Origin of the sequence: Luteimonas wenzhouensis (genome assembly GCF_007859305.1) — a bacterium.
Lineage (GTDB): Bacteria > Pseudomonadota > Gammaproteobacteria > Xanthomonadales > Xanthomonadaceae > Luteimonas > Luteimonas wenzhouensis.
In genome coordinates, this window is record NZ_VOHE01000002.1 from 254498 (window position 1) to 275232 (window position 20735).

At 73.5% G+C, this 20735-nt stretch carries 21 protein-coding genes; 15 read left to right on the plus strand and 6 right to left on the minus strand.

From position 1 onward, the window contains the following. Window positions 1-51 precede the first annotated feature (51 nt). From FQY79_RS04565 to FQY79_RS04580, 4 genes are all read left to right on the plus strand, one after another. A complete protein-coding gene (locus tag FQY79_RS04565) occupies window positions 52-936 on the plus strand; it encodes a LysR substrate-binding domain-containing protein (protein ID WP_146311237.1) in 885 nt (294 codons plus the stop codon). An 84-nt stretch (window positions 937-1020) separates the two neighbouring features. Next, window positions 1021-1962, plus strand: coding sequence for a DMT family transporter (locus tag FQY79_RS04570; protein WP_146311239.1), 942 nt, complete (start codon window positions 1021-1023; stop codon window positions 1960-1962). A 109-nt stretch (window positions 1963-2071) separates the two neighbouring features. After that, window positions 2072-2611, plus strand: a complete 540-nt coding sequence (locus FQY79_RS04575) for an RNA polymerase sigma factor (RefSeq protein ID WP_146311241.1) — start codon at window positions 2072-2074, stop codon at window positions 2609-2611. Next, window positions 2598-3260 (plus strand): hypothetical protein, encoded by a 663-nt coding sequence (locus tag FQY79_RS04580; RefSeq protein WP_146311243.1) that lies wholly within the window; start codon window positions 2598-2600, stop codon window positions 3258-3260. The genes FQY79_RS04575 and FQY79_RS04580 overlap by 14 nt, the downstream gene beginning before the upstream one ends. Before the next feature lie 62 nt (window positions 3261-3322). Here FQY79_RS04580 and FQY79_RS04585 read toward each other — a convergent pair whose 3' ends face one another. Then, window positions 3323-3826, minus strand: coding sequence for a DUF4019 domain-containing protein (locus FQY79_RS04585; protein ID WP_146311245.1), 504 nt, complete (start codon window positions 3824-3826; stop codon window positions 3323-3325). A gap of 145 nt (window positions 3827-3971) precedes the next feature. On the opposite strand from FQY79_RS04585, the gene FQY79_RS04590 reads away from it, so the two are divergent. Further along, window positions 3972-4526 (plus strand): LemA family protein, encoded by a 555-nt coding sequence (locus FQY79_RS04590; RefSeq protein ID WP_146311247.1) that lies wholly within the window; start codon window positions 3972-3974, stop codon window positions 4524-4526. Then, window positions 4523-6253: a DUF2207 domain-containing protein gene (locus FQY79_RS04595; RefSeq protein WP_146311249.1), complete on the plus strand. Its 1731-nt coding sequence runs from the start codon at window positions 4523-4525 to the stop codon at window positions 6251-6253. The genes FQY79_RS04590 and FQY79_RS04595 overlap by 4 nt, the downstream gene beginning before the upstream one ends. 10 nt (window positions 6254-6263) lie before the next feature. Here the strand turns inward: FQY79_RS04595 and soxR are convergent, their stop codons facing one another. Further along, window positions 6264-6701: a redox-sensitive transcriptional activator SoxR gene (soxR, locus tag FQY79_RS04600; protein ID WP_146311860.1), complete on the minus strand. Its 438-nt coding sequence runs from the start codon at window positions 6699-6701 to the stop codon at window positions 6264-6266. A 139-nt stretch (window positions 6702-6840) separates the two neighbouring features. Between soxR and FQY79_RS04605 the strand changes: the two genes are divergently transcribed. Together FQY79_RS04605 and FQY79_RS04610 are read left to right on the plus strand one after the other, a co-directional pair. After that, window positions 6841-7782 (plus strand): quinone oxidoreductase family protein, encoded by a 942-nt coding sequence (locus tag FQY79_RS04605; protein WP_186759782.1) that lies wholly within the window; start codon window positions 6841-6843, stop codon window positions 7780-7782. Window positions 7783-7859: 77 nt separating this feature from the next. Continuing rightward, a complete protein-coding gene (locus FQY79_RS04610) occupies window positions 7860-9713 on the plus strand; it encodes an ABC transporter ATP-binding protein (RefSeq protein ID WP_146311253.1) in 1854 nt (617 codons plus the stop codon). Window positions 9714-9717: 4 nt separating this feature from the next. Here FQY79_RS04610 and FQY79_RS04615 read toward each other — a convergent pair whose 3' ends face one another. After that, complete coding sequence (locus tag FQY79_RS04615; protein WP_146311255.1) at window positions 9718-10860, minus strand: hypothetical protein; 1143 nt, start codon at window positions 10858-10860, stop codon at window positions 9718-9720. A 249-nt stretch (window positions 10861-11109) separates the two neighbouring features. On the opposite strand from FQY79_RS04615, the gene FQY79_RS04620 reads away from it, so the two are divergent. Further along, window positions 11110-11469 (plus strand): DUF1428 domain-containing protein, encoded by a 360-nt coding sequence (locus FQY79_RS04620; RefSeq protein WP_146311257.1) that lies wholly within the window; start codon window positions 11110-11112, stop codon window positions 11467-11469. A 63-nt stretch (window positions 11470-11532) separates the two neighbouring features. Next, window positions 11533-11853 (plus strand): hypothetical protein, encoded by a 321-nt coding sequence (locus FQY79_RS04625; RefSeq protein ID WP_146311258.1) that lies wholly within the window; start codon window positions 11533-11535, stop codon window positions 11851-11853. Between the two features lie 34 nt (window positions 11854-11887). Here FQY79_RS04625 and FQY79_RS04630 read toward each other — a convergent pair whose 3' ends face one another. After that, window positions 11888-12154 (minus strand): hypothetical protein, encoded by a 267-nt coding sequence (locus FQY79_RS04630; RefSeq protein ID WP_146311259.1) that lies wholly within the window; start codon window positions 12152-12154, stop codon window positions 11888-11890. A gap of 238 nt (window positions 12155-12392) precedes the next feature. Between FQY79_RS04630 and FQY79_RS04635 the strand changes: the two genes are divergently transcribed. Further along, a complete protein-coding gene (locus tag FQY79_RS04635) occupies window positions 12393-14264 on the plus strand; it encodes an FUSC family protein (protein ID WP_146311260.1) in 1872 nt (623 codons plus the stop codon). A gap of 43 nt (window positions 14265-14307) precedes the next feature. Here the strand turns inward: FQY79_RS04635 and hutU are convergent, their stop codons facing one another. Continuing rightward, the gene (gene hutU, locus FQY79_RS04640) at window positions 14308-15978 is read right to left on the minus strand and encodes a urocanate hydratase (RefSeq protein ID WP_146311261.1); all 1671 of its coding nucleotides are present in this window, start codon (window positions 15976-15978) and stop codon (window positions 14308-14310) included. A gap of 149 nt (window positions 15979-16127) precedes the next feature. Here hutU and FQY79_RS04645 point away from each other — a divergent pair, with 149 nt between their 5' ends. Then, window positions 16128-16709: a TetR/AcrR family transcriptional regulator gene (locus FQY79_RS04645; protein ID WP_146311262.1), complete on the plus strand. Its 582-nt coding sequence runs from the start codon at window positions 16128-16130 to the stop codon at window positions 16707-16709. Between the two features lie 136 nt (window positions 16710-16845). On the opposite strand, the gene FQY79_RS04650 is transcribed toward FQY79_RS04645, so the two are convergent. Further along, complete coding sequence (locus FQY79_RS04650; protein WP_146311263.1) at window positions 16846-17178, minus strand: hypothetical protein; 333 nt, start codon at window positions 17176-17178, stop codon at window positions 16846-16848. A 172-nt stretch (window positions 17179-17350) separates the two neighbouring features. On the opposite strand from FQY79_RS04650, the gene FQY79_RS04655 reads away from it, so the two are divergent. The 3 genes from FQY79_RS04655 to FQY79_RS04665 are packed head-to-tail and all read left to right on the plus strand — an operon-like array spanning window position 17351 to window position 20725. Next, the gene (locus tag FQY79_RS04655; protein ID WP_246123000.1) at window positions 17351-18619 is read left to right on the plus strand and encodes an alkaline phosphatase family protein; all 1269 of its coding nucleotides are present in this window, start codon (window positions 17351-17353) and stop codon (window positions 18617-18619) included. 49 nt (window positions 18620-18668) lie between these two features. Next, window positions 18669-20213: an AlkA N-terminal domain-containing protein gene (locus FQY79_RS04660; RefSeq protein WP_146311264.1), complete on the plus strand. Its 1545-nt coding sequence runs from the start codon at window positions 18669-18671 to the stop codon at window positions 20211-20213. Beyond that, window positions 20210-20725, plus strand: coding sequence for a methylated-DNA--[protein]-cysteine S-methyltransferase (locus FQY79_RS04665; protein ID WP_246123001.1), 516 nt, complete (start codon window positions 20210-20212; stop codon window positions 20723-20725). The genes FQY79_RS04660 and FQY79_RS04665 overlap by 4 nt, the downstream gene beginning before the upstream one ends. The last annotated feature ends 10 nt before the right edge of the window (window positions 20726-20735 follow it).

The window sequence follows — 20735 nt, forward strand, 5'->3', positions numbered from 1 at the left end:
GGCGACAAGCGCATACTTTCAGGCCAAGGCACAAACGGGATTTGTGGCTCGATGGCGCTCCGCTCCGACTGGTTTCCCGCCCTGGCCGCGTTCGAATCCGCCGCGCGCCACCAGAACTTCGCCCATGCCGCCGAGGAGCTGCACCTGACCGCGAGCGCGGTCAGCCACCACGTGCGCAAGCTCGAGTCGCGACTGGGCGTGGCCCTGTTTACCCGGCACGCGCGCGGCGTGGCGCTCACCGCCGAGGGACGACGCCTGGCCGACGTCGCCAGCGCCGCGATCCACGACCTTGACGGCGCAATGCAGGAGCTGCGCAGCCGGCGCGAGGACGCACACACCGTGCGCCTGACCACCCTGCATTCGTTCGCCTACACCTGGCTGGTCCCGCGGCTGGGCGACTTCGCCGACGCGCACCCGGACATCCGGCTGCGGGTGGATACCGAGATCGCCCTGACCCGGTTCGACAACGTCGGCCCCGACCTCGGGATCCGCCACGGCCCGGGACGCTGGCCGCGGCTGTCGGCGATCCACCTGATGGACGAGTCGCTGTTCCCGGTGGCGGCGCCCTCGATGCCCGGCCTCGATCGCGTGCGGACCGCCGCCGACGTGGCCAGCCTGCCGCTGGTGGCCGACCTCGGACACCAGGGGTGGCACGACTGGTTCCGTACCAACGAAGTCCACGGCGCGCGCTTCGACGAGCGGTTCGTGTTCAGCGACAGCACCGACATGCTGCGCGCGGCGGCGTTCGGCCTCGGCGCGGCGCTGGCGCGCGAGCGCATCGTCGCCCCGTGGCTGGCCAGCGGCCAGCTGCGGCGCCTGCCCGGCGACCCGATGCCCGGGCGCTACGCCTACCACGTGGTCTACCCGGCACACCGCCGGCCGCGCACGGCGGTGCGCCGGGTGATCGACTGGCTGGTGGCGCAGGCGGCGGACTGAACCGCCCTTCCTGCGCGCCGGACCGGTGACGCCCGCCGCGCAAGCAGGCATGCTGGCCGGCCCGCTGCAGGCACGGTTGCGCGCATGACCCCCACCGCCAAGGCCCATTGGCAGATCCACCTGTGCGTGGCGCTGTGGGGGTTCACCGCCATCCTCGGCAAGCTGATCAGCCTGCCGGCGCTGCCGCTGGTGTGGTGGCGCATGGCGCTGGTGGTCGCGGCCCTGCTGCTGGTGCCGCGGGTGTGGCGCGGCCTGCGCGCGATGCCGCCGCGGCTGCTCGCGGCCTATGCCGGCATCGGCGTGGTGGTGGCCCTGCACTGGTTGACCTTCTACGGCGCGATCAAGCTGGCCAACGCCTCGGTCGCGGCGACCTGCATGGCGTTCGCCACCGTGTTCACCGCACTGGTCGAACCGCGCCTGGCGCGGCGCCCGTTCTCGCGCCGCGAACTGGCGCTGGGAGTGCTGGTGCTGCCGGGCGCGGCAATGGTCGTGGGCGGCGTGTCGACCGACATGCACGCGGGGATCGCGGTGGGCGCGGTCTCGGCGTTGCTGGTGGCGGTGTTCGGATCGCTCAACAAGCGGCTGGTGGACCGGGCCGACCCGCTCACCGTAACCGCGATCGAGCTCGGCGCCGGCGCCCTCGCCTTGGCCGCCCTCGCCCCCCTGATGCCACTGCTGTTCCCGGCCTTCGCCGGCCCGCTGCTGGTCGCGCCCGCACCTGCCGACGCGGCCTGGCTGCTGCTGCTGGCCGGCGCCTGCACGCTGTTCCCGTTCGCGCTGTCGCTGGTGGCGCTGCGCCACATGAGCGCGTTCTCGGCGCAGATGGCGCTGAACCTCGAGCCGGTGTACGCGATCGTGCTGGCCGCTGTGCTGCTGTCGGAGCAGCGGGAACTCACGCCGATGTTCTACGCCGGCGTCGCGATCCTGCTGGCGGTGGTGTTCGCCCATCCGTTGCTGCACCGGCAGCGCAGGATCGACCATCCCGAGGTGCTCGGGACGTCGGAGGCCAAAGGCATCGCGGAATAGCCGGGCGGGGCCGCGCGGCCGGTGCGTGTGACAATTTCCCCGCCGCCGCGAACCATCGGACATGGACCGTTCGTTCGCCCCTTCCCGCCCCGCGCCGGACCATGCCGCCATGGCCCATGACGACCACGCCGCGTTCGACGCGCTGCTGCAGCGCCACCGCGGCATCGTGCTCAAGGTGGCCGGCGCCTACGCGCGCGGCGCCGAGGACCGCGCCGACCTGGCCCAGGAGATCGCGATCCAGCTCTGGCGCGCCTGGCCGGACTACGATCCGGCGCGCAGCGTCACCACCTGGATGTACCGGATCGCGCTCAACACCGCGATCTCGCACCTGCGGCGCGAGGGCCGGCACCGCCGGCACTCGGTGCCGCTGGAGGACGGCCTGCACGAACTGCCCGACGAACGCGGCTGCGACCACGAGGTGCTCGGGCAGGTGCGGATGCTGCAACGCTTCATCGCCGCGCTGCCGCCGCTCGACCGCGCCCTGCTGGTGCTCTATCTGGAGGAGCACAGCAGCCGTGAGATCGCCGAGGTCCTGGGCCTGGGCGAAAGCAACGTCACCACGCGGATCAGCCGCCTCAAGCAGCGCATCCGCGAGTACGCCGCCCCGTCCACCCCGCCCACGACAGGAGCACGCCATGGAACCCGATGAACTCAAGCTCGCCTGGCAGGCGCTGGGCCGCCAGCTGGAACGGCAACAGGCCATCGAGTGGGAACTGCTGCGCGAGCACAGGCTGGCGCGGGTCCAGCGCCACCTGCGGCCGCTGGTCTGGGGCCAGGGACTGCAGTTCCTGCTGGGCGTCGGCCTGATCGCGCTCGGTGTCGCCTGCTGGACGCGCAACACCGACGTGCCGGGCCTGCTGCTGGGCGGCGTGCTGGTACATGCCTTCGGCGTGGCGAACGCGGTCATGGCGGCGATCACGTTGTGCCTGGCGGCGGGCGTCGACAGCGCCGCGCCGGTGCTCCGGATCCAGCGGCGGATGGCGGTACTGCGCTGCGTCCAGGCCCTCAATGCGGGCGTGTGCGCCGCGCCGTGGTGGGTGATGTGGATCCCGGTGGTGGTGGCGATCGCCGGAGTGCAGGCCCCCGGGCCGGAGACCGGCAACGCCCCCTGGCTGCTCGCGAGCCTTGCGATCGGCACCGCGGGCCTGGTCGCCACCTGGGGCTGGTCACTGTGGCGCTGGCGGCGCCACCGCGACCTGGACATGGCGCCCGACGCCACCGACGCGGGCGACGGCTGCGACGGCATCGGCCGCGCGCAGCGGCTGCTGGAGGAAATCGCCCGGTTCGAGCGGGGCTGAGCGCGCAGGGCGTGGCCGCGCGCGGCAGGCCGCCGCCGCGCGCGGCGGAGGCGCGCACGGGATCAGCGCACGCTGTAGCCCGACACCCGCCAGACCCGGTCTTCGTCGAGCCGGAACGAGACCAGCTCGCGCACCGGTTCGGGGTGGTTGGCGAACCGGGTCGCCGAGCGCACGTTGATGTACAGCCCCTCGGGCACCGGCTGCCCGGCCTGGAACAGCGACCGGCTGACCTGCGCGTCACCGCGCGAGGCCACCGGCCCCAGGCGGCCGCGGTCAGCGCCCACCTGGCGGATGAAGTCCTCGCGCGTGACCGCCTGCTTCATCGCGGCCGAGGCCCCGTCCCAGACCTCGCCGATCCGGTCGGCGTCCACCAGCTGCATCACCTGCAGCGCGGCGCGGGCCATGTCCGCGTCCTGCCTGGCCAGGGCTTCGCGCTGCTCGGGTGTCAGCTGGTCCATCGCCGGCTGGCCGGCGGCCGGCGCGGGCGCGGCGGTGGTCTGCTGGGCGGACGCGGCGCCGCACAGGGCCAGGGCCACCAGGGCGGTACACAGGCGCGTTCTGTCCATCGTCTGGCCTCCAGGGATCGGTTGCCGGAGTGTAGCGGCTGCGGCGGCCGAGGCCACGGGAGGCATCGGCCCTGGGCTACGCTGTCACATCGTGGCCCTGCGCGGGTCCAGTAGGGGCCTGCCGTCTCCCGGTCGCCGGAATCCGATGAACTCCACGCTGTTGATTGCCCTGTCCCTCCTCGTCCTGCTCGCGTGGGCGGTCGTGGCGTTCAACCGCCTGGTGCGGCTGCGCAACCAGGTGCGCACGGCCTGGGCCGACATCGACGTGCAGCTGGCCCGGCGCCACGATCTTGTGCCGGCCCTGGTGGCCGCGACGAAAGCCTACGCCGGGCATGAACGCGCGGTGCTCGAGGCGGTCACCGGACTGCGCGCGCGGGCCCTGGCCCAGGACAGCCGGCCGGGCCTGGCCGCGGTGGAGGACGAACTCGGGCAGGCGCTGGGCAGGCTGTTCGCGCTCAAGGAGGCCTACCCCGACCTCAGGGCCAGCGAGAACTTCCTGCGCCTGCAGCAGGACCTGGTGGAGGTCGAGGAGCACCTGCAGTCCGCGCGCCGCTTCTACAACGGCGCGGTGCGCGAGTACAACGACGCCACACAGCGCGTGCCCGACGTGCTGGTTGCGCGCCTGGCCGGCTTTCGGCCCGAGGAGTTCTTCGAGGCCGGCGAAGCGCAGCGCGCGGCGGTACGGGTGGAGCTGCCATGAACGCGAATCGCTTCGCCCTGCTCGCGCTGGTCCTGCCGTGGCTGCTGGCCTGGGCGACGACGACGGCCGCGGCCGAGCGCATCGAGGCCTACGACGTGCGGATCGACGTCGCCGCCGACGGCAGCCTCGTCGTCACCGAACACATCCGCGTGCACGCCGAGGGCGACCGGATCCGGCGCGGCCTCTACCGAGATTTCCCCACCCGCTACCGCGACCGCCACGGCAACCGCGTGGTGGTCGGCTTCGAGGTGCTGGAGGTGCTGCGCGACGGACGCCCGGAGCCCTGGTTCACCGAGCGACGCGGAAACGGCGTGCGGGTGAACACCGGCAACGACGACTTCCTCCCGGTGCCGGCCACCTACAGCTACGTCCTGCGCTACCGGACCACGCGCCAGCTCGGCTTCTTCGACGCCCACGACGAGCTGTACTTCAACGCGATCGGAACCGGCTGGGTCTTCCCGGTCCTCGCCGGCAGCGTCGAGGTGCGGCTGCCGCAGGCGGTGCCTCCTGAGACGATGCAGGCCGAGGCCTACACCGGCCCGCAGGGCGCGGGCGGCCGCGACTACGTGGTGCAACTCCCCGAGCCGGGCCTGGCGCACTGGCGCGCGTCGCGGCCGCTGGAGCCTGGCGAAGGGCTGACGGTCGTGCTGGCCTTCCCCAAGGGCATCGTGGCCGAACCCGACGCCGCCCAGCGGCTGCGCTGGCTGCTGGCCGACAACCGCGGCCCGCTGGTCGCCGCCTGCGGCCTGCTGGTGCTGCTGGCCTGGTGCCTGGTCCGCTGGTGGCAGGTGGGGCGCGATCCCGGGCCGGGCACGGTCGTGGTGCGCTACACGCCACCGGACGGCATCTCGCCGGCCGGATTGCGCTACGTGCGCAGGATGGGCTACGACACCCGCTGCTACACCGCCGACGTGCTGGCGCTGGCGGTTGACGGGGCGCTGGGGATCGAACGCGACCGGGACGACGACTGGACGCTGCGCCGCGGCGGCGGCGCGCCCACCGGCGACGAGCGCACGGCGCTGCTCGGGGCCCTGTTCGAACAGGGGTCGCCGGTGGCACTGGACCAGTCGAACGCCGTCCGCCTGCAGGGCGCCGTCCGTCGCCATGCCGACGCCCTCGCGCGGCGGTTCAAGGGCACGATGTTCCGCAACCACGGCGGCAGCTCCGCGATCGCGCTGCTGATCGCGATGGCCTCGGCCACCTTCGCCCTGTGGGCCGGGCGCGGCGACGCCTTGCCTCTCACCCTGCTGCTGATCGCGCCGATGGCGGTGGTGGTGGTCGGGTTCTTCGTCCTGGTCCGGGCGCCCACGCCGGAGGGGCGCAGGCTGCTGGACGAGATCGAGGGTCTGCGTCGTTACCTGGGCGTGGCCGAACGCCAGGACCTGCAGCGCCTGCCGGGCCCCGGGGACGCCGCGCCGCCGCTCGACGCGCACCGCTTCGAACAGCTGCTGCCGTACGCGGTGGCGCTGGACGTGGAGCAGGCCTGGACGGAGAAGTTCACCCGGGCGGTGGGCGCCGCGGCGGCCGCGGCGGCGACCGCGTCGATCGCCTGGTTCAAGGGCGGGCGCGCCGGCATCAACGACGTCGGCAGCTTCACCTCGGCGCTGGGCAAGGGGCTGACCTCGCAGATCGCGTCCTCGTCCACGCCGCCGGGCAGCGGTGCGGGCGGCGGTGGCGGCGGATTCTCCGGCGGCGGCGGCGGTGGAGGTGGCGGCGGCGGCCGCTGACGCCGGGGCATCAGTCGCGGTCGAGGGTGTTGGCGCCGGGGCCCAGCCGGGCCATGCGATCGCCGGGGTTGCGCAGCGGGCACTGCTTCAGCGACAGGCAGCCGCAGCCGATGCAGCCGTCCAGTTCATCGCGCAGGTGGACCAGCCGCGCGATGCGTGCGTCCAGTTCCGCGCGCCAGCGCCGGGACAGCCGGCGCCAGTCGGCCACCGTGGGCGTGCGCCCTTCCGGCAGCGAGGACAGCGCCTCGCGGATCTGCGCCAGCGGGATCCCGGTGCGCTGCGCGACCTTGATCACTGCGATCCGCCGCAGCACGTCGCGCGGGAAACGCCGCTGGTTGCCGGCGGTGCGGACACTGCGGATCAGCCCCTTGGCCTCGTAGAAATGCAGCGCCGACACCGCGACTCCGCTGCGCGCGGCCACCTCGCCGACCGTGAGTTCGCGCGCCATCGCCTCGTGATGTCGCATCCAGCACCCCCTTGACCTCAAGTTTACTTGAGGTTTTACCCTGCTCCGCGCCATCCGTCCAAGGGCCCTGCGCATGCCAACCGCGACCGCTGCCATTCCCCTGCCCCGCACCATGTCCGCGATGGCCTTCGTCCGCCATGGCGAAGGCGAACGCCCCGCGCCGCGCCTGCTCCCGGTGCCCGAACCCGGCCCCGGCCAGCTGCTGGTCCGGCTGGACGCAGCGGGCGTGGGACGCTGGGACCTGCTCGAGCGCGATGGCGCGTTTGCGCGCAGGCTGGGCGAACCGACCCGCTTCCCGCTGGTCACCGGCTCGGAGGGCGCGGGTACCGTGGTCGCGACCGGGCCCGGCGCGGGTGGCGTCGCCGTGGGCGAGCGCGTCTACGGCCTGCTCGCGCGGCGCACCCCGACGCCCGGCTGCCACGCCGAGTACGCGGTGCTGGACCGGCGGCTGGCCTGGCCGGTGCCCCCGTGGATGTCGATGGACCAGGCGGCGGTGCTGCCCGTGGACGGCGCGGTGGCCTTGCGCGGCGTGCGCGACGCCCTGCGCGCGCGGGCCGGCGACGCGCTGGTGGTGTTCGGGGCCAGCGGCGGGGTCGGCCACCTCGCGCTGCAGCTGGCGCGGGCGATGGGCCTGCGCACCTTCGCGGTCGCGTCCGGTGCCGACGGGCTGCGGCTCGCCGAACGCCTCGGCGCCGACGAAGCGGTCGACGGACGCCGTCCGGGCTTCGAGCGCGCCATCGCCGGGTTCGCCGGCCCCGGGACGCTGGCCCTGCTCACCGCCGGCGGCGACGACGCGGCGCGGACGGTCGCGGCGATGCCGCCACGCAGCCGCATCGCCTGGCCGCACGGCGTCGAGGTGCCCGCGCTCGCACGCGACGACGTCCAGGCCGGGCCGTACGCGACCGGCTTCGACCCCGCGCTGATGGCCGCGCTGCACGCATTCGCGGCCGGGGGCCGGCTGCTGCCGCACGTGTCGCGGCGGTTCCCGCTGGCGCAGCTGCAGCGGGCCTTCGACGCCGTGGCCAGCCACCACCTGGGCCGCGTCGCGGTGCTCGCGACATGAGCCGTTCCGCCCGCGCCACGAACCCCGTTACCGCCGATCGGCGACAATCCCCGCCCGTCCCGCCCGACTCCCCCGACATGTACCGCTGGTTCGAATCCAGGCTCGACCCTTTCCCCGCCGACCCGCCGCGGCAGCCGCCGCGCTCGCTCTACGCCTTCTGCCGCCACTACACCCGAGGCGCCGAGCCCTGGCTGCTGCTGATGGCGTTCACCACCGCCGGCATCGCGATCGCCGAGCTGGCGCTGTACGCCTACGTCGGCTCGCTGGTCGACCGCCTCGGCAGCACCACCCCGGCCACGTTCCTCGACGCCGAGGGCGGGCGCCTGCTGTGGATGGGCGTGCTGGTGCTGCTGGCGCTGCCGGCGATGGTGCTGCTCAACTCGCTGGTCCAGCACCAGACCCTGCTCGGCAACTTCCCGATGCGGATCCGCTGGAACGTGCACCGTTACCTGCTGCGGCAGTCGATGGGCTACTTCCAGGACGAGTTCGCCGGCCGCATCGCGACCAAGCTGATGCAGACCTCGCTGGCGGTGCGCGAGACCGTGATCAAGCTGCTGGACATCGGCAACTACGTGCTGGTGTTCTTCGCCGGCACCCTGGCCGTGGCCGCCTCCTCGGACTGGCGGCTGATGCTGCCGTTCGCCGCCTGGATCGCCGGCTACTCGCTGCTGATGTGGCACTTCGTGCCGCGCATGGAGAAGATCTCGCGCGCCCAGGCCGACGCACGCTCGGTGATGACCGGCCGGGTCGTCGACAGCTACACCAACATCGCCACGGTCAAGCTGTTCTCCCACTCGCAGCGCGAGCAGGCCTACGCGCGCGAGGCGATGGACGGCTTCCTCGGGACCGTCTATCCGCAGATGCGCCTGGCCACGCGGGTGTACAGCCTGCTGTACGCAATGAACATGGCGCTGCTGTTCGCCACCGTGGCCCTGGGCCTGTGGCTGTGGCACGGCGGCGCGATCGGCGCCGGCGCGATCGCGGCGACGGTGGCGCTGGTGCTGCGCATCCTGGGCATGTCGCAGTGGATCATGTGGGAACTGTCGATGCTGTTCGAGAACATCGGCACCGTCCACGACGGGATCAACTCGATCTCGCTGCCGCCCACGGTCGACGACGCGCCGGGCGCACCGCCGCTGCCCCGCGTGCGCGGCGACATCCGCTTCGAAGGCGTCGGCTTCCACTACGGCAAGGCCGGCGGCGTGATCGACCACCTCGACCTGCACGTGCGGCCCGGCGAGAAGATCGGCGTGGTCGGGCGCTCGGGCGCCGGCAAGTCGACCCTGGTCAACCTGCTGCTGCGCTTCCACGACGTCGAGAGCGGGCGGATCCTGGTCGACGGCATCGACATCTCCACCGTGCAGCAGGATTCGCTGCGCGCGCAGATCGGCGTGGTCACCCAGGACACCTCGCTGCTGCACCGCTCGGTGCGCGAGAACATCCTGTACGGGCGTCCCGACGCGAGCGAGGAGGAGATGGTCGAGGCCGCGAAACAGGCCCGCGCCCACGACTTCATCCTCGAGCTGGTCGACAGCGAGGGCCGCCGCGGCTACGACGCGCACGTCGGCGAGCGCGGGGTGAAGCTGTCCGGCGGCCAGCGCCAGCGCATCGCGATCGCGCGGGTGCTGCTCAAGGACGCGCCGATCCTGGTCCTGGACGAGGCCACCTCGGCGCTGGACTCCGAGATCGAGGCCGCGATCCAGGAGAACCTCTACCGGCTGATGGAAGGCAAGACGGTGATCGCCATCGCCCACCGGCTCTCGACCATCGCGGCGATGGACCGCCTGATCGTGATGGAACAGGGCGCGATCGTCGAACAGGGCAGCCACGCCGAACTGGTCGCCGCGGGCGGACTGTACGCGCAGCTCTGGGAGCGGCAGTCGGGCGGGTTCCTGGCCTGCGCGGCGGACGAGGCGATCGAAACCGGCTGACCGTTCAAGGGGCGCCGGCGTCGCCGCCCGGCCGCGCGTCGTCGCCCCCCGCGTCGCGACGCCGCGGCGCGGCCTGCTCCGGCGTTTCGGCGGCCAGCAGCGCGTCGAACTCCGACAGCGGGCTTTCCGCCGGGCACACCTCGTCGGGGAACCGGTACTGCTTGCGCAGTTCCAGGCCGCAGGCGTTCAGCGTCTCCAGATCGGTGCCCGGGGCCTTGCAGCTGGCGTCGAACGCCCGTGCGAAGGCGTCGCGCCGGGCCACGAAATCCTCGCCGCACTTGCGCATCAGGCGCAGCCGGTCGAGGTCGTCCTGGGCCGGGTTGATGCCGTCCAGGCCGTACAGGGCCAGTTCCGCGGCGGTGAGCAGGCGCAGCTTGCGGTTGGGCACCGCCATCATGATGTCGGCCATCGCCGCCGCCGCGCCGTTGCGCTCCAGGTAGTCGCGGACCCGGTCGTAGACCACGCGCAGCTCCCGGTTGAGCTCGGCCCGGGTGGTGGCGGTGGAACTCATGCGGATGATCCGGTGGATGCCCACGCGCCCGCTGACCATGCGCATGTCGCCGGCCGCCAGCACGAACACGCAGGCGCTGTGGCAAACCGCACCCTCGCGCACCCAGATCGTCCAGCGCGACTCGGCGATGCCATCGCCGGCGCGGATCGCGTCCTCGACCATGCCGCCGCTGGAATCGATGTCGAGCACGCGCTTGCCGATGCCCAGCTCGTCGGCGACGTGGGTCACCCGCTGCACCAGCTGGACGAAACCGCCGTTGATCTTGCCCACGTAGCGCAACCGCAGCACGCCGCGCGCGGTGCAAGGCTCCAGCGCCCCGGCCAGGGTCTCGCGGTCGAACGCCTGGAGCGGCTCGCCGTCGCCGTGCCCGGCGTAGTCCAGTTCGCAGCTGAGCGAAGCGGTGTCGGGCACCAGTTCCAGCGGCGACCAGTCGATGCCCGGTTCGTCGGGTTCGGGCTCGGGCTCCACGGCGGCCGCGGGATCGGCCTCGTCGTCCATCGGCACCGGCGCGGTGCTGACCGCGCCGCCCTCCTCCGGGCTGGCGACCGGCACGGTGCTGCCGGCCTGGTCGGGCTCGGGGGCACTGCATCCGAGCAGCAGACCCAGGAGACAGGCGGCGGCAAGCAAGGGTCGCATCGACGGGCATCCGGGTGCGGTGCGGCGGCGTCGGCCGGCAACCGCACGGGTGGGGGCGCCCCAGTGTAGGACGCGTCCGCGCAGCGAACCTAACGCGCGATGAACCGCACCGTTGCAGCGGGCGCGCCGCCACGACGCGTGTCGATCACCGGCGCCGCGGATCGTCGTTGCCACGGGCACCGCGCGGGAACCGCCCGGCCCTGCCCGCTTTCCCTCGCCGTGCTTTCGATCGCCATGCAGGAGACCACCATGCCTTACGTAGACGGATTCGTATTCGCCGTGCCCACGGCCAACCGCCAGGCGTTCCTGGACCATGCCGGGGCCTTCGACCGGGCGTTCCTGGATGCCGGCGCCACCCGCGTGGTCGAGGCCTGGGGCGACGACGTTCCCGAGGGCAGGCTCACCGACTTCCGTCGCGCAGTGCAGGCCGCGCCCGGGGAAACGGTGGTGTTCGCATGGGTGGAATGGCCGGACAAGGCCTCCCGCGACGCCGGCAACAGGAAGGTGATGGAAGATCCGCGCATGGCCTCGGGCGCGGAACAGATGCCGTTCGACGGCAAGCGGATGATCTTTGGCGGCTTCGAGGTGGTGCTGGACCTGGCCCGCTAGCCGGTCCGCTTGCCTGCGCGCCCGCGTTGCCGAACACTGGCCTTGCCAACCGCGGGGCCAGCCATGCCGACACAGACCGAAGAATTCCGTCGCGTTTTCCTGCCCTACTGCATCGAGCGCGTCGAGGGCCACGGCCACGTCGTCCTCAACCGCCTCCACAAGCCGCTGGGGATGCGCACCGGCGAACACGTGGACTACGCGCCCTACGCGGTGAAGCTGGTCGGCCTGACCCCGGCCAAGGCCGAACAGCTCAGCCATGCCCGGAGCCAGGACACCGACCGGATCCACCTGTATTCGGATGCCACCGCGCCCACCAGGAGCCCGGCGGACTGGGACGCATACCAGCGTCGCCTGCAGCTGCTGGCGACGCTGGAACTGGCGTAGGGCGCCGTCCCCGGCGGGGACGGCGGACACCGCGTCAGGCGACGCGGAACAGCGGCTGCGTGGCGCGGGCCGAGCGGCCTGCGCCGGAGAGATAGTGGCCGTGGATGTAGCCGGGGTGGGGAGCGCGGCGCCGCGACGCGCCGGCACGGGCGACGACCGCCCTGGCGGGCGCCTGCGGACGGGCCACGGGGCGGGCGATGCGCGCCGCGGCCGGGGGATGCGCGCCGGCCTTGGGACGGCGGCGGCGGGTGATCAGGCTCAGCACCGAACGGGTCAAGGAATTGCTGATGGCGTCCTCCATAAAGCTAATGATTACAACACGTTGCGCGTTGAATCATAACATATTCCGAACATTTTTGCTGCGCCGCACTATGGTGATTCAGGAACGGCCGAGCGTCCGTTCCCTGCCCGGCACCCAGACATGGCGGACGCGTGGCTGTCGGGTCGCCCGCCTCGGCGAACCACCGCCTTCTTCGCCGACCACCGTGCCCTGGCGCTGCGTGCGCCGCCGGGCACGGCGCGGGGGCTAGGATGTCCCGATGCCCGCTTCCTCCCTGCCGCCCGCCCCGCCGGCGCCGCCACGGCCGACCCCCAGGCGGCTGCTGCGTGACCTGCGCCAGGTGCGGCCCGCGCCGCCCCAGCGCTGGGCGTTCGCGCTGCGCGCGGCGCTGGCGATGGGCATTCCGGTGGCCGTGGGCACCTGGGCCGGGCAGCCGGGCGCGGGACTGATGGCGACCCTCGGCGCCTTCACCGCGCTTTACGGCGGCGGCCGGCCCTACGCGTCGCGCGCGATCACCCTGGCCGTGGTCGCCGCGGCGTTCGCACTGGCGGTGGTGTTCGGGCTATGGCTGGAAGGCCGGCCGTGGCTGGTGGTGCCGGCGCTGTCGTTGGTGGCGATGCTGGCCACATGGCTGTGCAACGCCACCCGTCTGGGCCCGCCGGGCGCCTACATGTTCGTGCTCGCCTGCGCTGCCGGCACCGCACTGCCGATCGGCGACCTCGCGCCGCTGCAGGCCGGCCTGCTGGTCCTGGGCGGCGGCGCCGTCGCCTGGCTGTTGCACACTGTGGGGGCGTTGTTCCGGTTGCGCGGGCCGGAGCGCCGCGCGGTCGCCGCCGCGGGACGCGCGGTGGTGGCCTGCATCCAGGCCGGACCGTCGCATCCGGGTGCCCGCCGGGCCGCGGCCCAGGCACTGCACGAGAGCTGGCAGATGCTGGTGGGGTTCCAGCCCGTTCCCGCGCGCCGCGGCGGCGAACTCGAGCGCCTGCGGGGCGTGAACCGCGAGCTGCACCAGCTGTTCGCCGCCGCGATCGACCCCTCGTCGCCGCACGCGGATCGCGACGTCCTGCTCCAGCGCGCGCAGGCGCTGGTCGACGAGGCCACCCGGCCGCCGATCGCGCGGCCGCGTTCGCTGCCGCCCGACGCCATCCCGCACGGCTATCCCCACTCTTGGAGGCTGCTGCGGGAAGGCATCGCCCCGGGGTCCAACGCGTTGCGCGTGGTGCTGCGCGTGGGCATGGCGACCCTGCTCGCGGGCGCCCTGGGCGCCGCGCTGGAGCTCGAGCGCGCCTACTGGGCGATCGCGGCGGCGCTGCTGATGCTGCACCAGGGCTTCGACTGGACCCGCACGCTGCTGCGCAGCCTCGAGCGCACGCTCGGCACCTGGGTGGGCCTGCTGCTGGCCGGGGTGATCGTGTGGTGGCAGCCGGCCGGGGCCTGGCTGGTGCTGGTGGTGATGCTGCTGCAGTTCGTGATCGAGGTGGCGGTGGTGCGCAACTACGCGCTCGCGGTCGTCTTCATCACCGGGGCAGCGCTGACCATCGCGTCGGGCGGCCAGCCGGTCGACGACGTCCCCGCCCTGCTGTGGGCGCGCGGCGTCGACACCCTGTTCGGCTGTGCCTGCGCGCTGGTCGCCTTCCGCCTGCTGCCCCCCAGGGCCGACGCCGCGACGCTGGGCGAAGGCATCGCGCACTGCCTGCTGGCGGTGCGCGACACCTGTCGCCTGCTCGCCTCGGGCGACGTGACCTCGCCGCACGCGCGGGCCACCCGGCGCGACCTGCAGCATCGCAGCTTCGAACTCGAACAGCGCATGGACGAGGCGCTCGCCGGCTCCCGCGCCCAGCAGGACACGGCCGAACGCCTGTGGCCGGCGGTCTCGGTCTGCCAGCGGCTGGCCTATCGGGCCCTCGCCGCCTGCTGGGACGCCGAGCGGCAGCTGGGCGCGGCCGCTCCCGGGCAACCGCCCGGACACGTGGAGCCTGCGGACCTGCCGCGCGTGTCGGCGGCGCTCGAGGCCCTCGCCGAGGCCTGGCGCCGGCTCGCGGCCCCGCCGCCGCCGGCGGCCCCCCTGCCGCGGCTGCTGGAAGCGGACGTGGAGGACCTGCGCGCCCTGCTCGCCAGCGCGCACGGCTGAAGCCGACGCGCCGCCGCGCCGTGCCGCACCGGGGGCCGCCCGATCAGGGCAGCATGGGCAGTTTCAGGCCCTGCTCCCTGGCGCACTGCACGGCGATGTCGTAACCGGCGTCGGCATGGCGCATCACCCCCGTGCCCGGGTCGTTCCACAGCACCCGGGCGATGCGGCGGTCGGCGGCCTCGCTTCCGTCGCAGACGATCACCACCCCGGCGTGCTGCGAGTAACCCATGCCCACGCCGCCGCCATGGTGCAGGCTCACCCAGGTGGCGCCGCCGGCGACGTTGAGCATGGCGTTGAGCAGCGGCCAGTCGGACACCGCGTCGCTGCCGTCGCGCATCGCCTCGGTTTCGCGGTTGGGACTGGCCACGCTGCCCGAATCCAGGTGGTCGCGGCCGATCACGATGGGCGCCTTCAGTTCGCCCTTGCGCACCATCTCGTTGAACGCAAGGCCGAGGCGGTGGCGCTGGCCCAGGCCGACCCAGCAGATGCGCGCCGGCAGGCCCTGGAAGCTGATCCGCTCGCGCGCCATGTCCAGCCAGTTGTGCAGGTGCGGGTCGTCGGGGATCAGCTCCTTGACCTTGGCATCGGTGCGATGGATGTCCTCCGGGTCGCCGCTCAGCGCCACCCAGCGGAACGGGCCGACGCCGCGGCAGAACAGCGGCCGCACGTAGGCGGGCACGAAGCCGGGGAAGTCGAAGGCGTTGGCGCAACCTTCGTCCTTGGCCATCTGGCGGATGTTGTTGCCGTAGTCCACGGTCGGGATGCCCTGGGCGTGGAAGGCGAGCATCGCCTCGACGTGCACGCGCATCGACTTGCGCGCCGCGTCGCGCACGCGCGCCGGGTCGGTCTTCTGCAGGTCCAGCCACTGTCCCACGGTCCAGCCGATCGGGAGGTAGCCGTGGACCGGGTCGTGGGCGCTGGTCTGGTCGGTCACGCAGTCCGGGCGCACGCCACGGCGCACCAGTTCGGGCAGGATCTCGGCCGCGTTGCCCAGCAGCGCCACCGACTTCGCCTCGGCCGCCCCGGTGTAGCGGCGGATGCGCGCCAGCGCGTCGTCCAGGTCGCTGGCCTGCTCGTCGACGTAGCGCGTGCGCAGGCGGAAGTCGATCGCCTCTTGGCGGCATTCGATGGTCAGCGAACAGGCGCCGGCCAGCGAGGCCGCCAGCGGCTGCGCGCCGCCCATGCCGCCCAGGCCCGCGGTCAGGACCCACCGGCCGCGCAGGTTGCCGCCGTAGTGCTGGCGGCCCATCTCGACGAAGGTCTCGTAGGTGCCCTGCACGATGCCCTGCGAGCCGATGTAGATCCACGAGCCCGCGGTCATCTGGCCGTACATCATCAGGCCCTTGCGGTCGAGCTCGTTGAAGTGCTCCCAGTTGGCCCAGGCCGGCACCAGGTTGGAGTTGGCGATCAGCACCCGCGGCGCGTCGGGATGGGTCGGGAACACGCCCACCGGCTTGCCCGACTGCACCAGCAGGGTCTCGTCATCGCCGAGCGTGCGCAGGGTGGCGAGGATGGCGTCGAAGCAGGCCCAGTCGCGCGCGGCGCGGCCGATGCCGCCGTACACCACCAGGTCCTGCGGTCGCTCGGCCACGTCCGGATCGAGGTTGTTCTGCAGCATCCGGTACGCCGCCTCGGTGAGCCAGCTGCGGCAGTGCAGGGCGGTGCCGCGCGGCGCGCGGACCTCGCGGGACGGGTCGTGGCGGGGGCTGGCCATGGCAACTCCAGGAAAACGTGCGAATGCAGCCGGAAAGTGTGCGCTGGCGGCGCGGGCCCCGCCAGCCGCGCACCTGCCACGGCAGGGGGAAACCGGCCGACACGGGGCGCGGTTGCACCCGGAACGCGCCCGCAGTATACAGTGTATACATGAGCCGCCCGCCCACCGCCCGGCGCATCCTCGCGGCCGCGCGCGCCCTGCTCGAACGCGAAGGGCCCGGGGCGGTCACCATGCGGCGCGTGGCCGAGGCGGTCGGGATCACCCCGATGGCGATCTACCGCCACTTCGCCAGCCGCGACGCGCTGTTCAGGCGCATCGGCGACGACAGCTTCCAGGAGATCGCCCGCCACTGGGCCGCGCGCAAGTCGGGCGGCGATCCGTTAGCGCAGCTGGTCGCGATCCAGATGATCTACCTCGACTATGCGCTGGCGCATCCGCACCTGTTCGACTACGCGTTCTCGGTACGACGCGACGACGCCCGCCGCTTCCCGGAGGACTTCCGCGCCCGTCGTTCGCCCACGCTCAACGTGGTCCACGACGCGGTGGTGGACGCACAGGCGCGCGGCGTGCTGCGCGAGGGCGACCCGTGGGACATCGCGATGACGCTCTGGGCGCATTCGCACGGCCTGGTCGCGCTCTACCGCGCCGGGCGCTTCAGCTACGACGACCGCCGCTTCCAGGCGTTCTACAAGGCTTCGCTGGGGAGACTGCTCGACGGCCTCAAGGCCTGAGTCGCGCGCCGGGGCCATCCGGCCGCCGCGCGCCAGGCCGGGGCTTCGCCGCGGGCCAGTGGAACGGGCGGCAGGACCGGCGCCACCGCTGCCGGCGCGCGCTGCGGCGTGCCGGCCACGGCGCACGGCCGCGGGATCAGCGGATCGACGGATCCAGCCGGCGCAGCGCGTCGCGCAGGTCGGCCGAGCCGCTCTTCTCGATGTCCTCGCGGGTGTAAACGCGGCCGGAGGCGTTCACGCACTCCTGCTCGTCGCTGCGGCCCCGGTTGCGGGTGGCGACGATGCGCGAGCCGGTCTCGCGGATGCAGAAGCGGTCGTCGGGATCGCCCTTGCGGACCGCGGCCCTGCGCTCCTCTTCCGGTTCTTCGTCCTGCGCCAGGGCGACGGCCGGCAGGGCAAGCACCAGCAGCCCCGCGGCGAGGCCGGCGAGCAGGGTGCGACTGGCGTAGTGGCGGGGGTGGATGGTCATGCGACACCTCTCCGGGATCGGCCAGGGGATGGCCAACGCTACAACATGGGCCCGGACGCGTCGGGATCAAGCGACCGCGGCGCCCCGGTTCAGGGCATCGTCATCGCGGACCGCCCTGGCCGGCGGCGCCGGGCGGCCATCGCCTGTCATTGTCGCCTCGTATGATGGGCCGATGAAGATGTTCCGGCACCTGTGCGTGCTGGCCTGGCTGCTGAGCCTGGCCGCCTGCGCCACCCCCTCGTCCCCCCCCGCTTCTTCCCGCCCCGCCGCCGCGCCGCGCAGCCTGCTGCTGGTGTCGCTGGACGGCGTCCACCCCGACGACCTGGCGCGCGGCGACACCCCGCACCTGGAGCGGCTCGCGCGCGAAGGCGTGCGCGCGCAGTGGATGGTGCCGTCCTATCCGGTGCTCACCTTCCCCAACCACTACACGATCGTCACCGGCCTGCGCCCCGACCGCCACGGCATCGTCCACAACACCATGCATGACCCGGCGCTGGGCCGCTTCACCCTGCAGCTGCGCGATGCGGTCGGCGACGGCCGCTGGTGGGGCGGCGAGCCGCTGTGGGTGACCGCCGAACGCGCCGGGATGCCCACCGCCGTGCTGGCTTGGCCCGGCAGCGAGGCGCCGGTGCAGGGCGTGCGCCCGACGCGCTGGCACCTGTTCGATGCCTCCCGCCCGATCGACGAGCGGGTCCGGACCGTCGCCGGTTGGCTCGCCGAGCCCGAGGCCACCCGCCCGCGCCTGGCGCTGCTGTACTTCGAGCATCCCGACGGCGCGGCCCACGCGCACGGGCCGGGTTCGCCGCAGATGCGCGCGGCCATGCGCGAGGTCGACGCGGCGATCGGCGCCCTGCGCGCTGCGCTCGAGCGCAGCGGCGCGGCGGCGCGCACCGATATCGTCGTGGTCTCCGACCACGGCATGGCCGAGGTGCCGGACGGGCAGGTGGTGGCGGTCGAGGACATGGTCGACCCGGCGGACGCGATCGAAATCAGCCATGGCCAGGTGGTCGGGTTCCGCCCGCGTCCGGGCCGCGAGGCGGCGGCCGAACGCCAACTGCTGGGCCGCCACGACCACTACACCTGCTGGCGCCGGGACGCACTTCCCGCACGCTGGCAGTACGGCCGGCATCCGCGCGTGCCGCCGATCGTGTGCCAGATGGACACCGGCTGGGACGCCCTGCCACGCGAGCGCCTGGCGCGACGTCCCGCGGGCCGGCGCGGCTCGCACGGCTTCGATCCGGCCGAACCGTCGATGCGCGCGATCTTCATCGCCCACGGCCCATCGTTCAGGCGCGGGTTCACCCTGCCGCCGGTCGACAACGTCGACGTCTATCCGCTGCTGGCGCGGCTGCTCGGCCTGCCGCCGGTCGGGGACGATGGCGACCCCGCCGCGCTGCTGCCCGCGCTGCGCCCGGAGGCCGCACGCACGCCCGGGCATTGATGTCCGGAAACGGCGAGTCCGGCGACAGGGGCGGCGCTAGACTGCCCCCATGCCGACCCTTGGCCTGCCCGATCCGTCCATCTGCGAACAGGCGCGCCTGAGCCGCGACGCCAGGTTCGACGGCCTGTTCTTCACCGCGGTCGCCACCACCGGGATCTACTGCCGTCCCACCTGTCCGGCGCCGCCGGCCAGGTCGCGCAACGTGCGTTACTTCGCCAGCGCCGCGGCCGCGGAGGCCGCCGGGTTCCGGCCGTGCCTGCGCTGCCGGCCCGAGCTCTCGCCGGCCGACGGCAGCTGGCGCCGCGGCGACGATGTGCTGGCGCGCGCGTTGCGGCTGATCGACGAGGGTGCGCTGGCCGATGCGCCGCTGGCGACACTGGCCGCACGCGTGCACGTGGGCGAACGCCAGTTGCGACGGCTGTTCCGCGAACGCCTCGGCGCGCCGCCGATCGGCGTGCACGGCACCCGCCGCCTGCTGTTCGCGCGCCAGCTGCTCACCCAGACCCCCCTGCCGGTGACCCGGGTGGCGATGGCGGCCGGCTTCGGCAGCCTGCGTCGCTTCAACGCCTGCTTCCGCCAGGCCTACGGGATGGCGCCGCGCGAACTGCGGCGGCGGCCGGAAGCCGGCGACGGCGAGGTCGTGACCCTGCGCCTGAACTACCGCCCGCCGTACGACTTCGCCGCCACCCTCGACTTTCTGCGCCAGCGCGCCCTGCCCGGGGTCGAGCGCGTCGACGACGAGGCCTACGCCCGGGCCTTCGCCGACGCGGGCGGCACCGGCTGGTTCCGGGTCAGCCGCTGGCCACGCCGCGCAGGCGACGATGGCCACGCGCTGAAGCTGGAACTGCACGGCTGCCCACCGTCGCGGATGCTGGCGACGGTGGAGCGGGTGCGGCGCATGTTCGACCTCGACGCCGATCCCCAGGCGATCGGCGCCGTGCTCTCGCGCGACGCGGCATTGCGGCCGCTGCTGCGCCGGCGCCCGGCCCTGCGCCTGCCAGGCGGCTGGGACGGGTTCGAGACCGCGGTACGCGCGGTGCTCGGCCAGCAGGTGAGCGTGGCCGCCGCGCGTACCCTCGTCGCGCGCCTGGCCCGCCTCCACGGGACGCCGTTGCCGCCGGGGCTGGCGGGCTCCGGCCTGCAATGCCTGTTCCCGGAGCCGGCGCAGATCGCCACAGCGGACCTGTCGGGCCTCGGCGTGCCCGAGGCGCGCGCACGCACGATCCACGCGATCGCACGCGCCCTGCTCGACGGCCGGGTCGACTTCAGCGCCGCGCGCACGCTGGAGGACTTCGTCGAACGCTGGACCTCCCTGCCCGGCATCGGCCCCTGGACCGCGCACTACATCGCCCTGCGCGCGCTCGGCCATCCGGATGCGTTCCCGGCCGGTGACCTCGTGCTGCAGCGGCAGCTGCTCACCGACGAAGACTGTCCAGCCTCCCCGGCCGCGCGCGCCGCCGCGCTCGAAGGGCGCGCGGAGGGATGGCGGCCATGGCGCGCCTACGCCGTCGTCCATGCCTGGCGCGAAGCCGCCCTCGCCCCCGCGCAGCCGCCATCGCGACGTGCGCCCCCGACCAGGAGGAAAACCGCGTGACCGTCCTCACCACCACCCTCGACAGCCCGCTCGGCCCGCTCTTCATCGCCGCCGGAGACACCGCCCTGCACGCGATCGAATTCCGGCGCAACCGCCATCGCGTGCGTCGCGGCGACGACTGGCGCGAAGGCGACAGCCCGCTGTTGCGGCGCGCGCGCCAGCAGCTGGAGGAATACTTCGCCGGACGCAGGCGCGTATTCGACCTGCCACTGGCGCCCCGGGGCACGGCGTTCCAGCGCGAGGTCTGGCACGCGCTGGCCTTGATCCCGTACGGCGCGACCATCAGCTACGCCGAACTGGCCGCGCGCGTCGGCCGGCCCATGGCGGTGCGCGCGGTCGGCGCCGCCAACGGGCGCAATCCGCTGCCGATCGTGCTGCCGTGCCACCGCGTCATCGGCGCCGACGGCTCGTTGACCGGCTTCGGCGGCGGACTGCCGGCCAAGCAGTACCTGCTCAAGCTCGAAGGCGCGTTGCCCGACACATTCGACCTGTTCCCGCTGGCGGTCGCCTGAGGCGCAGCCG